The sequence below is a fragment of the Mycobacterium sp. genome, from assembly GCF_035499775.1.
In the GTDB taxonomy this organism is placed as follows: domain Bacteria; phylum Actinomycetota; class Actinomycetes; order Mycobacteriales; family Mycobacteriaceae; genus Mycobacterium.
The window spans coordinates 1-12778 of the sequence record NZ_DATJYB010000216.1 but is presented as its reverse complement, the minus strand read 5'-3'; the positions used below and the strand labels follow the sequence as shown (position 1 = coordinate 12778).

Annotated in this window: 11 protein-coding genes and 2 pseudogenes; 8 read left to right on the top strand and 5 right to left on the bottom strand. The window is 63.6% G+C overall.

The window, feature by feature from the left end:
- Positions 1–338: TetR/AcrR family transcriptional regulator (locus tag VML93_RS14110; RefSeq protein ID WP_414686350.1), on the bottom strand; the 338-nt coding region annotated here is incomplete at its 3' end.
- Here VML93_RS14110 and VML93_RS14105 point away from each other — a divergent pair.
- A pseudogene (locus VML93_RS14105) lies at positions 338–979 on the top strand (RsiV family protein); the annotation flags it as partial. The gene VML93_RS14110 and the pseudogene VML93_RS14105 overlap by 1 nt on opposite strands.
- Before the next feature lie 83 nt (positions 980–1062).
- Positions 1063–1536, top strand: coding sequence for a GtrA family protein (locus VML93_RS14100; protein ID WP_325611470.1), 474 nt, complete (start codon positions 1063–1065; stop codon positions 1534–1536).
- Between the two features lie 5 nt (positions 1537–1541).
- Here VML93_RS14100 and VML93_RS14095 read toward each other — a convergent pair whose 3' ends face one another.
- Complete coding sequence (locus VML93_RS14095) at positions 1542–2876, bottom strand: PLP-dependent aminotransferase family protein (protein WP_325611469.1); 1335 nt, start codon at positions 2874–2876, stop codon at positions 1542–1544.
- A gap of 62 nt (positions 2877–2938) precedes the next feature.
- On the opposite strand from VML93_RS14095, the gene VML93_RS14090 reads away from it, so the two are divergent.
- The 6 genes and pseudogenes from VML93_RS14090 to VML93_RS14065 all read left to right on the top strand — a co-directional run.
- Positions 2939–3544 (top strand): DJ-1/PfpI family protein, encoded by a 606-nt coding sequence (locus VML93_RS14090; protein ID WP_325611467.1) that lies wholly within the window; start codon positions 2939–2941, stop codon positions 3542–3544.
- A 268-nt stretch (positions 3545–3812) separates the two neighbouring features.
- On the top strand, positions 3813–6614 hold the full coding sequence (locus tag VML93_RS14085) for a helix-turn-helix transcriptional regulator (RefSeq protein ID WP_325611466.1): 2802 nt from the start codon (positions 3813–3815) through the stop codon (positions 6612–6614).
- 149 nt (positions 6615–6763) lie between these two features.
- Complete coding sequence (locus VML93_RS14080; RefSeq protein WP_325611465.1) at positions 6764–7105, top strand: DUF732 domain-containing protein; 342 nt, start codon at positions 6764–6766, stop codon at positions 7103–7105.
- Positions 7106–7191: 86 nt separating this feature from the next.
- Positions 7192–7590 (top strand): DUF5078 domain-containing protein, encoded by a 399-nt coding sequence (locus VML93_RS14075; RefSeq protein WP_325611476.1) that lies wholly within the window; start codon positions 7192–7194, stop codon positions 7588–7590.
- Positions 7591–7886: 296 nt separating this feature from the next.
- Entirely contained in the window at positions 7887–8291 is a 405-nt protein-coding gene (locus tag VML93_RS14070; RefSeq protein WP_325611474.1) for an MmpS family transport accessory protein, read from the top strand.
- Positions 8270–11107, top strand: a pseudogene (locus tag VML93_RS14065) (RND family transporter); the annotation flags it as partial. The gene VML93_RS14070 and the pseudogene VML93_RS14065, both read left to right, overlap by 22 nt.
- A gap of 35 nt (positions 11108–11142) precedes the next feature.
- Here VML93_RS14065 and VML93_RS14060 read toward each other — a convergent pair.
- From VML93_RS14060 to VML93_RS14050, 3 genes are all read right to left on the bottom strand, one after another.
- Complete coding sequence (locus VML93_RS14060; RefSeq protein ID WP_325611463.1) at positions 11143–11547, bottom strand: DUF4190 domain-containing protein; 405 nt, start codon at positions 11545–11547, stop codon at positions 11143–11145.
- A 48-nt stretch (positions 11548–11595) separates the two neighbouring features.
- Positions 11596–12345, bottom strand: a complete 750-nt coding sequence (locus tag VML93_RS14055; RefSeq protein ID WP_325611461.1) for a phosphohydrolase — start codon at positions 12343–12345, stop codon at positions 11596–11598.
- 81 nt (positions 12346–12426) lie between these two features.
- On the bottom strand, positions 12427–12778 hold a 352-nt coding region (locus VML93_RS14050; protein ID WP_325611459.1), incomplete at its 5' end, for a 3-hydroxyacyl-CoA dehydrogenase family protein.

Genomic DNA, 12778 nt, shown 5'->3' with positions numbered 1-12778 from the left:
GGAGCGGTCGCGACCGCTCGGTGCCAGGTATCCAGATTGAGTTGACTGGCATCCCTGGCGTGCGTGACAAGGAGCTGAATCAACGCTTCGACCGCGGATTCCTCTGCCGGTCTGGCGCCGTAGGAGGTGACCAGCGCGCTGATCGCCTCCCGGACCGGATCGACCAGCAGACCTTCCTTGGTGGGTGCGTGGCGGAAATAGGTACTAACCGAAATTCCGGTAGCGGCGGCAATGTCCTCGGTCGTCACGGCAGCAAAGCCGCGTTCGGCGAAAAGCTGGTGTGCGGTGTGCTGGATCTGGGAGAGCAACTCGGCGCGGCGTCCGGGACGGCCAGTAATGCCACACCTCGGTGACCTCCGAACGCAATGCCGTCCGCGACATCAAAGTCGCCGTGCCCGGCGAGCTCGTCGACAACCCGACGGCGGGGCCGGTGGTGCGCGACTACCTGCGCACCCTGGTCAACCACTGGCGAAACGCCAACGGCCACATGGCTGCCGACAGCTTCGGTGAGGAGAACTACCAGATCTTCCAGCACGGAAACCTGCTCAGCGCGGTCTTCCACGAGGATTACCACGCTGACGGGCCTAAGCCCAACAACGCCTATCGCACCTTCACGTTCGACATGGCAAGCGGCCGGCGCGTGCAGCTGGCGGATCTGACGACCGGTAATCCCCTCACCGCGGTCCCGCCGCTGGCCCAGCCGTACATCGAGACCGCGCTCAATCAGGCTCCGCCACCGCATGACCCGGGCAGCTATCCGTTCATCATCGATCGCTGGACGCCCGACAAGGTCTATTCCGGCGCCTACAAGGCGTGGGCGATCACACCCGACGAGTTGATCCTCTACATGCCCGACTACCCGGTGGGACACGACGAGCCGATCAACTTCACGCCCGGAATCATGCAGTGGTACATGGACGGAGGCACCGTGCAGGCGCATATCCCGTTGTCGGCGTTGGCGCCTGTCTTGCGTGTCTAGGTCGTTGGGGTCCGCCGGGCTCCTGCGCCCGGAGTTAGCCAACTGCTCACGTGGCGGATACCCGCTCGTGGCACCGTAGCCGGGTGCGAGCCGAACCGCGAGCCAGTCGATCACGCCTGGTCGGCCGATTCCATGAGTTATGCGAAGCGGTCGTCAACCGGCTTCCGTTCGGGCTCAGCTCGGTCGTCGCGCCGACATTTCTGGGTTTCTGCCTGATCAACGGCCTGACCTTCAGCCTCGACCTGGCTATGCTCACCAGCCTGCGCGGCGGGCTCGGTCTGCCGGTGCCGATCGCCGTCACAGTCGCCTACGTATGCGCCTTCATGCTCAGCTACGTGCTCAACCGCACCTTCAACTTCCGGTCCCACGCGCCGGTCGGACCGCAGCTTGTGATCTATGTGGCGGTGGTCGTCGTCAACTACCTGGCGTTGATCCTGGGGGTGACCAGCGTGTTGGCGGCTATCGGAGTGCAATACCAGCTGTCCCGGATCGTCGCGGGTTGTTGTGAAGCGGTGTACATGTACTGCGCGATGCGCTGGGTTGTCTTCCGCCGCTGAACCCGTCAATAGGTGTAGGCGTCGATCACCCGTTTCACTTTGTCAAGCGACTCGGCCAGGACGTCGACGTCTACCGAGCCCAGGGCCAACCTGATCGCGTGTGGTGGGTTATTGGTTGTCGCAAACGGTTCGGCGGTGGACACCGAGACGGTCTCTCGCATCAGGGCCACTGCCACCTGGTCGGCTCGAGCCTCGCCAGGCAGTGGTAGCCACAGAAAGTACGACGACGGATGTCCGACAAGCTCGAGGCCGTCGAGTACCTCGCGGGCGACGGCCTGCCGGCGACGCGCGTCGGCGCGCTTCTCCGCCTCTAGCCGAGCGACGGTGCCGTCGTTGAGCCATCCGGTGGCGATCGCGGTCATCAGCGCCGGTGTGTTCCAGGTCGTTGCGTGGATCACGCGCTCCAGCGTTTCTACGAATTTTGTTGGTGTAGCGATGAATCCGAAGCGAAGGCCGGTGGCCACGCTCTTGGAGAGCCCGGAGACATAAAGCGTCGACTCCGGGGCGAGTACTGCCAGTGGGGGTGGTGGCTTTTCCGCCAGGTACGCGTACGCCGCGTCCTCGATGATCAGAAGCCCGTGCTCGCGGGCGATCGCCACCAACCGTTGACGAGATGCCATCGAAATGACCCAGCCCAGCGGGTTGTGCATCGTCGGTATCGCGTAGATCGCACGGATCCGCCGTGTGCGGCACAGCTGCGCGAGAGCATCCAAATCGGGACCGTCCGCCCCTGCGGGTAACGGCACCAATTCCAGACGCTGCGTCTGGGCGAGCACCTTGAGTCCCGGATAGGTCAAGGCGTCGACCGCGACCGCGTCACCGGGCTGCAGCATCGCCAGCGCCGCGACCGCCAATCCGTGCTGCGCGCCGCTGACGATCAGCACCTGGTCCGCGGGGATCGAAAGTCCGCGCTGTTCAAGGTGAAGCGCCACCGAGGCCCGCTCGTGTGGACGGCCGCCGTGGGATTGGTAACGCAGCAGCGCCTGCAAATCACCCGAGGAAGCCAGCGCCCGCAGGGCGTTGCGCAGCAACTCGGTCTGCCCGGGCAGCGAAGGGTAATTGAAATTCAAATCCACTACGCCATCCGTGAACGCGCGGAGGTCGACGTCGTGGCGGGGTGAGAGGGAGGACTCCCGAACGAACGTGCCGCGGCCGGTTTCACCGCTGACCAGACCCATGTTTGCGAGCTCGGCATAGACGCGGGTCGCGGTCACCAACGCCAGCCCCTCGCGGGCGGCGAGCTCGCGATGGGTCGGCAACCGCGTGCCCGGTGGGATCTTGCCGGCACGTATATCGGCAGCCAGCGCGTCGAGGACGCCTTTGTATCGGGCGCGTGCCATCCAAGGATTGTATGCATGACAATAGTTTGATCGTATTGGATTGCCGGTCATAGATTCGGCCCATGCACATCGCGATCCTCACCTTCGACGGCTACAACGAACTCGACTCACTGATCGCGTTCGGTGTACTCACCCGAATTCCCAAGGCGGACTGGCGCGTATCGATCGCCAGCCCTACCCGGCGGGTCCGTTCGAGAACGGGCCTGACCATCGAATCTCACGTCTCACTGGACGAAGCCAGTGCCGCGGACGCGGTGATCGTGGGCAGCGGCCGGCGGACCCGCGAAGTGGTCGCGGATCGCGACCTGATGGCACGGTTGCAGCTGGATCCGTCCCGGCAGCTGCTCGGTAGCCAATGTTCGGGCGCCCTGGTGCTGGCCAAGCTCGGGCTGCTCGACGGAGTCCCCGCCTGCACCGACCTGGCGACGAAACCGTGGGTCCAGGAGGCCGGTGTCGACGTGCTCGATCGACCGTTCTTCGCCAAGGGCAATGTCGCCACGGCCGGCGGGTGCCTCTCGTCGGCGTATCTCGCGGCGTGGATCGTCGCCCGTCTGGCGGGTGTCGATGCAGCGGCGAGCGCTCTGCACAACGTCGCACCGGTCGGGGAAAAGGAAGAGTACGTAGCACGCGCGATGCGTGCCATCGCGGCGCCGGCAGTCCAGGCGTAGGCGGGGTTTCCGGTCATGCTGAGACTGTCCCTCCCACTACCCGGGATTAGCTCGGCCTCTCTTTACCGGACCAATCCCGTCCATCGTGAATGTTGCGCCGCTCGGCGACGTTCGGAAGGGAGGGGAATGGTGCCGCGAAACGACGTCGGGTTCGCCGTCGAAGGCGATGCACATGCCGTCCCCGACCAGCGCGATGTGCAGGATCCCGACGTCTTTCGCCACCTGGCCTGCGCTCGCAGTTCACCGAACGTAGACAGGTCTTGAAGGCATGTCACCCACCGCCACATTTGAGGTCGCCGACCCGCGAGTCGTGCCCGCGCCGATTCGCGGTCGGGCGGGCGAGCTGAAAGTGATTGCCGCGCATATGTCTTCGCTGGCGCAGGGGCGTGGCGGCGTGCTCGTTATCGAGGGTCCGCGCGGGATCGGGAAGAGTCGGTTGCTGACCGAGGTGTTGGCACTGGCCGACAAGGGCGGCGTGCGGACCCTTTTCGGCGAAGCGTTCGCGTGCGAACAGTCGATACCGTTCTTCTCGTTGTTCATGGCGACGCTGCGCGGCGACGCTCCGGTCGGAGATGCCGACGCGCTGCGCCGGCTGGGTAACTCGGCTGATCTGAGTTATTGGGTGGTGCACGATCTGGCCGACGCGATCCATGCCGCGGCCACCCAAACGCCGTTGGCGATTGTGTTGGAGGACATCCATTGGGCCGACAACGGCACGTTGTTGGCGCTACGGTCACTGGCCACCGCACGCGCGGATGTGCCGGTGCTGTGGGTGTTGACCACGCGCTCCGGGGCCGGCCGCCCGGCGGTGTTGGAGACCTTGGCGATGCTGCGGCGGGCCAACGCCACGTTTGTTCGCGTGGCCGCGATGTCGCCGAGTGCGGTCGCCGACATGGTGGCCGACGCGGTGCGCGCCAACGTCGACGAGTCGCTGTCGAATTTGGCGGCGCAGGCCCGCGGAAATCCGTTGCTGGTCAAAGAGATTGTCGAGGGGCTGCAGGAGGAGGGCCGGCTTACCGTCAGCGGCGGCCGTGCAGTGGTCACCGGGCACGGCCTACCGGGACGTCTGGGCTCATGTATGCAGCAGCGGCTGGACCTGCTCTCTGACGACGCGTCGGAAGTGGTGCGGGTTGCCGCGGTGCTGCCGGACCGGTTCTCGGCGGGGCTGCTGGCCGCGATGCTCGAACGCCGCCCGTCGTCGTTGATGTCGGCGTTGCGCGAAGCGGTGCGCGCGGATCTGCTCGTCGAAGACGGCGAGCACTTGACCTTCCGGGACGATCTGGCGCGTGAGGCCACCCGGCAGTCGTTGCCACAGTCGCTGCGCCTGGCCATGGAGCGCCAGTCGGTGTCGATCATGCTCAGCATGGGTGCGGCCCCGATCGAGGTGGCCACCCAACTGGCGCGCAGCGCCGAGCCGGGTGATCGGGAAGCGATCAGCGCGCTGCGTCGAGCCGCGGATACCGTCAGCCAGAGCGATGCCAGTGCGGCCGCGGACTTGAGCAAGCGCGCGCTGGAACTGATGTCCACCGAAGACGGGGAACACGGGCGGGTGGTCGCCGAAACCGTGGGGCTACTCAACCGGGCCCGCCGCTACGCGGAGTCCGAAGAATTGGCCGCCGCGGCGCTGGAGAAGGCGGCGGCGGAGGAGGAGGCCGAGATCCGGCTGCGGCTCGCGGCGTTCACCCGGCACAGCACGCAGCGGCGGGTCGAGGAGAATCGCCGAGCGCTCGAGCTGAGCGAGATCAGCGACGTCACTCGCGCAAGGCATCTGGCCTGGCTTGCGTACAACTTGATGCTGGACGACGACGCGGGGCGACAGCGCGGCGCAGCTGGCGAAGCGGCCGCCGCGGCGCTGGCGACCGGTGACCTCGAGTCCAAGATCATCGCCGAACTGACCTACGCGTGTTTTGACTGTGCGGACGGGTATGCGGGACGCGCTCTGTCCAGCCTGGAGGAGCTGGGTGCGCTGGGCCGCCCGCGTGATCTGCCGGTCGCTCATCTACTGGTGGCAAACTACTACGCCAACGTGCTGGCGTTGGTCGGTCGATTGGACGACGCGGCGCAGCAGATCGCCGCCGGGACGGAGCGTGCCCGACGAGAGCGCGACGCGATGGCTCTTGATGTCTGGGCCACGATCGATGGCATGGTCCACCTGGCCGCGGGCCGATTGACCGCTGCGAGCGCCGCGGTGGAATCCCTGCCGGCGCCCGAGCAACAGAGCGGAGCCACCGAGCTGGACATGGTGCGGATGGCCGTCCTGGTCGAGGTGGCGATCCGCACCGACGACCGAAATCTGTTGCAGCAGATAGTCGCCGACGCAAGCGACGCCCACGCCAACGGTGGGGCGATGGTGCGCCGTACCGCCGCATATGTGCTCGCGCTGGCCGCCTGGCACCGCGACGACGCGGATGCCGCGCTGCGCTGGTTCGGCGGCGACTTGGGTCTCTTCGGCACGCCCGTGCTGCCCCAGGCCTTGGATCAGCTGATCCTGGCCGCCCGGGTTGCCGCGGCCGCAGGTGACGCGGACGGTCGCGCCCTGGTGCTGGGGGCCGCAGAAAAGCTGCAGCGTGAGACGCCGGCGGTGCCGCTGTTCGCTGCGGTGGCCGGATATGTCCGCGGCATACTCGACAGCGATGTCCAGCAGCTAGTAGCCGCCGCGGAGGCGCTTCGGTCGTCGTCGCGGCCACTGCTGTTCGCCGCGGCTGCCGAAGACGCCGGCGCCCGGCTGATCCTCGCCGATCGCCGCGACGAGGCGCTGGATCAGCTCAACGCGGCCTTCGATACCTACACCCGCCTCGAGGCCCTTGCCGATGCGCGTCGAGTCGGCCGCGACCTACGGCGGCTGGGCGTCGAACGACGTATCGTCAGCCAGCCACGGGCAAAGACGGGTTGGGACAGCCTCACCGACAGCGAACTCAAGGTCGTCAACCTCATCGCCCAAGGAGCAACCAATCGCGTCGTCGCAGACCAACTGCACCTGTCGCTGCATACGGTGAAAACTCATGTGCACAACGCATTTGCCAAGCTCGGCATCGGCTCGCGCGCTCAGTTGACGCAGCTGACGCGCTGATTTACCCGGCCGGCCCTGCACCGTCGACCCGCCTCGCACTACACCCATCCGGCCCTAAAAATCCATCCGCGGGCGATGGTATCGGGCTGCGCAGGGCGCGACCGTGGAAGTTGTCATGAACAACGCGCTCACCTAACTGGAGGTCGGTCATGTTGCCACAGGTTCGTGGGCTGCTATGGGCACTCGTACTCGCCGTCGTTGTGCTGCTGGCCGCCGCGCCGGCCCGCGCCGACGTCGACTCCGATTTCGCGACCCAGCTGCATGGATACGGGATTTACGGGCCACGCGACTACAACGCCTGGCTGGGCAAGATCACCTGTAAGCGTCTGGCAACGAGGTTGGACCGCAACGCATTCGACTCGGCCAAGTTCCTGTCGACAAATCTGCCACGAGGCACCACCACACAGCAGGCTTGGCAGTTCTTGGACGCGGCCTTGGCGACCTACTGCCCCGAACAGTTGTCGGTGATATCCGCCGTCGCAACGCATTAGAGATTGAGGAGAAGATCATGTTACGAACCGTCAGCACCCTGGTACGAACGTCAATTGCGCTCGGCGCCTGCGTCGTCGCAGCAGTAATGTGGTGCGGCCCGGCCGGCGCCGACTCAACCGACGACTATCCCATTCCCAAACGAATCTGGCAGACATCGTGCGACGCGGAGCAGGTGTTGGCTGCGGTGCGAGACACTTCGCCGGTCTACTACGAGCGCTACATGATTGACAAAAGCAACCGGCCCGCCGATGTCCAGCAGGCCGCGGTCGACCGGATCAACTGGTTTTTCAGCCTCACTCCGGCCGCGCGCCGGGCCTATTCCGAAGAAGTCGCCACCAACATCTACGGCGAACCGATGGCCCAGCGCTGGGGCAACTGGGCCAAGGCGTTCTTCAACAACAAGGGCGTCGCAGCACGGGCCACCGACGTGTGCCTGAACTATCCGCGAGGTGACATGTCGGTGTGGGACTGGCCCGTCCGTTGACGGCGGGTTCTCGCCGGACAAGTCACTGCTACGAAAAAGATTGGGTCGACCCGCCCTTCGAACATCGGGGCGGCTAGTACTACATCCCCGCGGCGCTAAACATCAATCCTCGGGCGATGGTATTGCGTTGCCCGTTCGACCAGCGTAGGAAATGTCACTAGCAGCAAATTCGCTCGAGTGACATCGGAGGTCAGACAACCGCGCCGGTGAGCAGACACCGGCATGAGTCAAAGGACAGTGGTGTGGAGGGAAGGCTCAAGCGGCGGAAAGACAGCCGAATATTCAGCAAGCTATGGCTGCCCGCAGTGGTGCTCGCGGTGATCGCGATCGTTGGTTATGGGGTAAACACCGTTCGACATATGTCCGCGGCGATCACCAATCCGGCGGCTACGGGCTCCATCCCCGCCACCGTTGTGCAGATCAATCCAAAGAACGTCCGCTATGAGGTGTTTGGAGACCTGGGCAGCGGCGGAAAAGTCACCTACGCGGATCTCAACAGCCAGCCAGTCGAAGTGACGTTGGGGTCGCTGCCCTGGTCTCATTCGGAGACGACGATGGCATCCTCGGCTACTTTGAGCCTCGTCGCGCAGGTCGACGGTAGTTCGGTGGGGTGTCGGATCGCCGTCAACGGCGACATCCGCGACGAGCATTCCGTCTCTCACCAGAGCGCCGCAGTCGCATGCACGGTGACCGCAGCATGACTACTGTGGTGGCTAATCAACCCCCCAAAGATGCCGAACAGGTGAAACGCCCTCGGGCCGCGAAACTGCTTCGGGTCCTTGCGATTCCGATCATCGTGTTCTGGGTGTTGGTCGCCGTGGCGTTGAATGTGTTCGTGCCGTCCCTCGACGACGCCACGAGCGAAAACGCCGGGCCTCTGGTCGGGCGCGACGCGCCATCGTCGCAGGCTGCGGTCCTCACAGGTAACGAGTTCAAAGAATCCAACTACACCAGCGTCGCCGCCGTTCTTCTGGAAACCAAGGGCCGCAAGCTCAACGAGGGGGATCACGACTACTACAACGAGTTGGTACGCCGCCTGCTGCACGACAAGGAGCACGTGCAATCGGTCCAGGACCTGTGGGGTAAGCCGGTCACGATGTCGGGATCCCAGAGCGCCGACGCCGAGGCGGCCACCCTGACAGTGCGTCCAACCGGAGATTTGGGTTCAGCGCCCGCCAACGAGTCGATCGACGCTATTCGAAAGATCGTGGAAAAGCTGCAGAGGCCGAGCGGTCTTAATGCCTATGTGACCGGGCCGGCTCCACTCGCGTCGGATACGCTCAAGGCAGCGGATAAAAGTTTGGTCAAGCTCACGATCGTGACGATCATCCTTATCATCGTCATGCTGCTTATCGCCTACCGGTCGATTACCAGAGCCATCATCCCGCTATTCGGGATACTCATTATCCTCGCGGTGGCCAGAGGCGTCGTCTCGCTTCTTGTGATGCACCACGTTATCGGCATCTCCTCGTTCGCGTCCAATATGCTGGTATCCCTGGTTTTGGGCGCAACGACAGACTATGCGATATTCTTTATCGGCCGATACCAGGAAGCGCGTCAATCAGGCGAATCACGTGAATCCTCGTATTACATATCGGTGGCTAACGTACCGCACGTGATACTCGGATCGGGTCTGGCGATCACGGGCGCGACTCTGTGTCTAACCCTCACTCATCTGGACTATTTCCGTACTCTCGGCCCGCCCTGTGCGGTGTCGATGGTCGTCGCGGTTGTCGCCGCGCTCACCCTGGGCCCCGCCATGCTCACGGTGGGTAGCAAGATCGGATGGCTGCAGCCGAGGAAGCCGAGGGCGAACCCAGTTTGGCGCCAGGTAGGTACCGTGATGGCCCGCTGGCCGCTGCCGCTGATTGCGACGGCCGCACTTATCATCCCAATCTGCATGTTGGGTCTAGCGAATTACAAGGTCAGTTACAACGACCGAGATTTCGCGCCTGCGAGGGTCGAGTCAAGCGCCGGGTATGCGGCGGCCGATAAGCACTTCCCCAAGAGTTGGCTGTCCAACGACATCGTCTACGTGAAGTCGAATCACGACATGCGCAACACCACCGACATGATCTCCTTGGACCGGATTGCCAAGGGCATTATCCGTGTCCCGGGTGTCGCACTGGTGCAAAGTGTCACCAGACCCAACGGTCGACCCATCGAACACGCTTCACTTCCATACGCTCTGGGGTCCTTGGGAACGAAGATCGGCGAGAACATCGGCTTACTGCGTGATCGCATAGCCGATATCGACACGTTGGCGGCCAGGACGGGAAGTGTTATCGAATCAACCGAGCGATTGGAAGACATCACCCGCCAGCTGAGCGTTGGCACCCACATATCGCGTGAGTCAGCAGAGCAGTTGAAGGTGCTCAGCGAGCAAGCCCGGGATCACCTGGCCGACTACGAGGATTTCTTCAGGCCGCTGCGGAACTACTTCCACTGGGAACAACATTGCTTTGACATCCCGATATGCTGGGCTTTTCGTTCGCTTTTGGAGTCCGTCGACAGCCTTGACGGGCTGACCGACGAGCTGGGCAATGAGGTGCATGGCATCCAAATTATCGACACCGTGACTCCGCAGATCATCACTCAGATACAGGCCGTGGCAACGAATCTCAAACAAATACAGTCCTTGACATATACGCTGCAAAGCACACTGCACGCACTTATCCCGCAGTTGGACGTTTTTATTCACCCGCTGGTAGACCTGGCGCAGGCATTCGACAACGCAAAGAATGACGATTTCTTCTTCCTGCCGCCGGACGCCCTCAATACGCCCGATTTCAAGGTCGGCATGGACTTCTTCATGACCCCCGACGGAAAGGGCGCCCGCATCGTCATCTACCACGTAGGGGAGGCGCAAAGTCCCGAAGGCATCAAACAGATACAAGCTGTGGCTGCCGCGGGGCAAGAATCCGTCAAGGGAACTTCGCTATCGAATGCAAAGATAGCTGTAGCGGGTGCCGCGTCGAACTATCGCGACGTTCAGGACTACTCGGCCAACGACATCATTATAATGATGCTCGCGACATTCGCTTTGGTATTCTTGATCGTCTTGCTCATTACCCGCGCCCTCGTTGGCGCAATCGTGGTGCTCTTCACCGTAATTCTGTCCTTCGCCGGCGCGTACGGTTTGTCCGTCTTCATCTGGGAGACTCTGCTGCACACACAACTGCACTGGCTGACCCTCCCGATCGCATTTATTGTGCTTGTCGCGGTGGGTTGTGACTACAACTTGCTGCTGCTGTCGCGGTATCGACAGGAGATTGGCGCCGGGGTCAAGACCGGTCTGATTCGCACGATGGGCAGTTCCGGCAACGTGGTCATCACAGCCGGCGTTGTCTTTGCCATCACGATGCTGGCACTTCTTTCCAGCGACGTCATCAATATCGGCCAAGCGGGCTCGACGATCTGCATCGGATTGCTGTTCGATCTGTTCATAGTGCGTCTGTTCCTGGTGATGCCGCTCGCCCGCTTGCTCGGTCGCTGGTTCTGGTGGCCCCAGAGAATTTAGACGTCACCCTAAGTTGTTGTCGGCCAAGCCTTCTAAGGATGTGCCCAATCGCACTCCGGATGCCCTTTACTGCGGGATTGGCTGGTGCACTCGTAGTAGTCGTAGGCATCCTTCAACCATGGGTACGCGACAAACACGAGGACCACGCTCGCGACGATCGCCACCAAACCGAGCAGTATCCCGGCCATCGCCATGCCGCCGTTGTTCGCCTCGCCGCGTTTGACTCGGCGCCGGGCCGCGAAACCCAGCGCGACCGCGACGATGCCGAGGGGCGGGCCGAGGACGCAGGACAGGGTACCGGGGAAGATTGCGACGATAGCGGTCACCAGCGAAGCGACGCCCAGCCCATTCCGCAGCCGCAACGGCGGCCCGTCATCGCCGAGGGGTTGCGGCGGCGGTGCCCGATACCGGGCCCGCCCCTCCCACGGTTCAGTCATGGCGCTTACGCTACCGCTCAAATCGATAGGCATACGCCCGGCACCGCGCTACTCCGGATAAGGCGCGATCCGCACGAGTAAGGGAACCGAAGCCCACCGGTTGGCCAGGCACATCCGCCCGCGGGGTACGGCTTTGGCTTCGGCGCGCAGGGCGGCCACCAGGTGTTGTTTCAGTCCGTGACGTGGGTAGCGCTGTTGTAGATCTTCCAACCAGGACGGCTCGATGTCGTCCAGGCGGCGCCCGATGATGTCCGCCAGTGAACCGGCCAGGACGAAGCCCGCGGGATCGGCCAGGTCGTGGTCGACGCCGGGGGTCGCGTGCGCGCATGCGGCGGCTGCGACGGTCTTGGTGGTGCTGTCATCGGCGCCCCAGTCGGCCAGCAGTTGCGCGGTTCGCTCGGCACCGGTCAGCGCGAAACAGCGCCCGGGTGTGGGATGTTCCAGCTGCAGGTCGTGTAGCAGCGCCGTGAGATAAGCGATTTCGTCGTCGACGGTGACGCCGTCTTGGGCCGCCAGTACTTTTCCGAAATAGTAGGTGCGGTAAGAGTGGGCCAACACGTGTGCCGACAATTCTTGCTGCACAAACTCTTCGGCACGGCGGGCGAGGGTGGAGTCGGGCACGGGCAGCCCGATCAGGTCGGTCCTGCCTGTCCCTCGCCTGCCGAACCGATATCGCATCATTCCCGCAACGGCGCTCGGCAGATCGCGGAGGAGCACGCCCACCAGGTAGCGGTACTCCTGCGGGGACAGGTTCCCGTCGGTCCGAGTAGCCCAATCCCAATCCAGAGTGACGGCCATGAGGTCTTTCTAGCGGAAAGTGCCGTGTCCCGCAGGGTTATTCGGATCGTCGACGGTAGCCCGCAATCAGCACTCCCCGCGTCAGGAAGCCGTGACCGGCTGGGCCGGTTGCGGGTAGTCGTCGTAGAAGCCGGCACCGGTCTTGGCTCCCAGTCGGCCTTGCTGGACGTAGTCGCGTAGTAGGCGGCGGGGTCCTTCGGGGTATTCGGGGTGTTCGGCGCAGTAGTGTTCTTCGATGTCGAGCACGACGTCGAGGCCGACTTGGTCCATCATCCGGAAGGGGCCGGCCGCCGAGCCGGTGTTGATTTGGAACATCCGGTCGACTTCTTGGGGTGTGGACACGCCTTCGGCGACGACTTCGAGGGATTCGCGTTTGACCGCGGCCCAGACCCGGTTGAAGATGAATCCGGTGCTTTGCTTGCGTGCTTCGAAC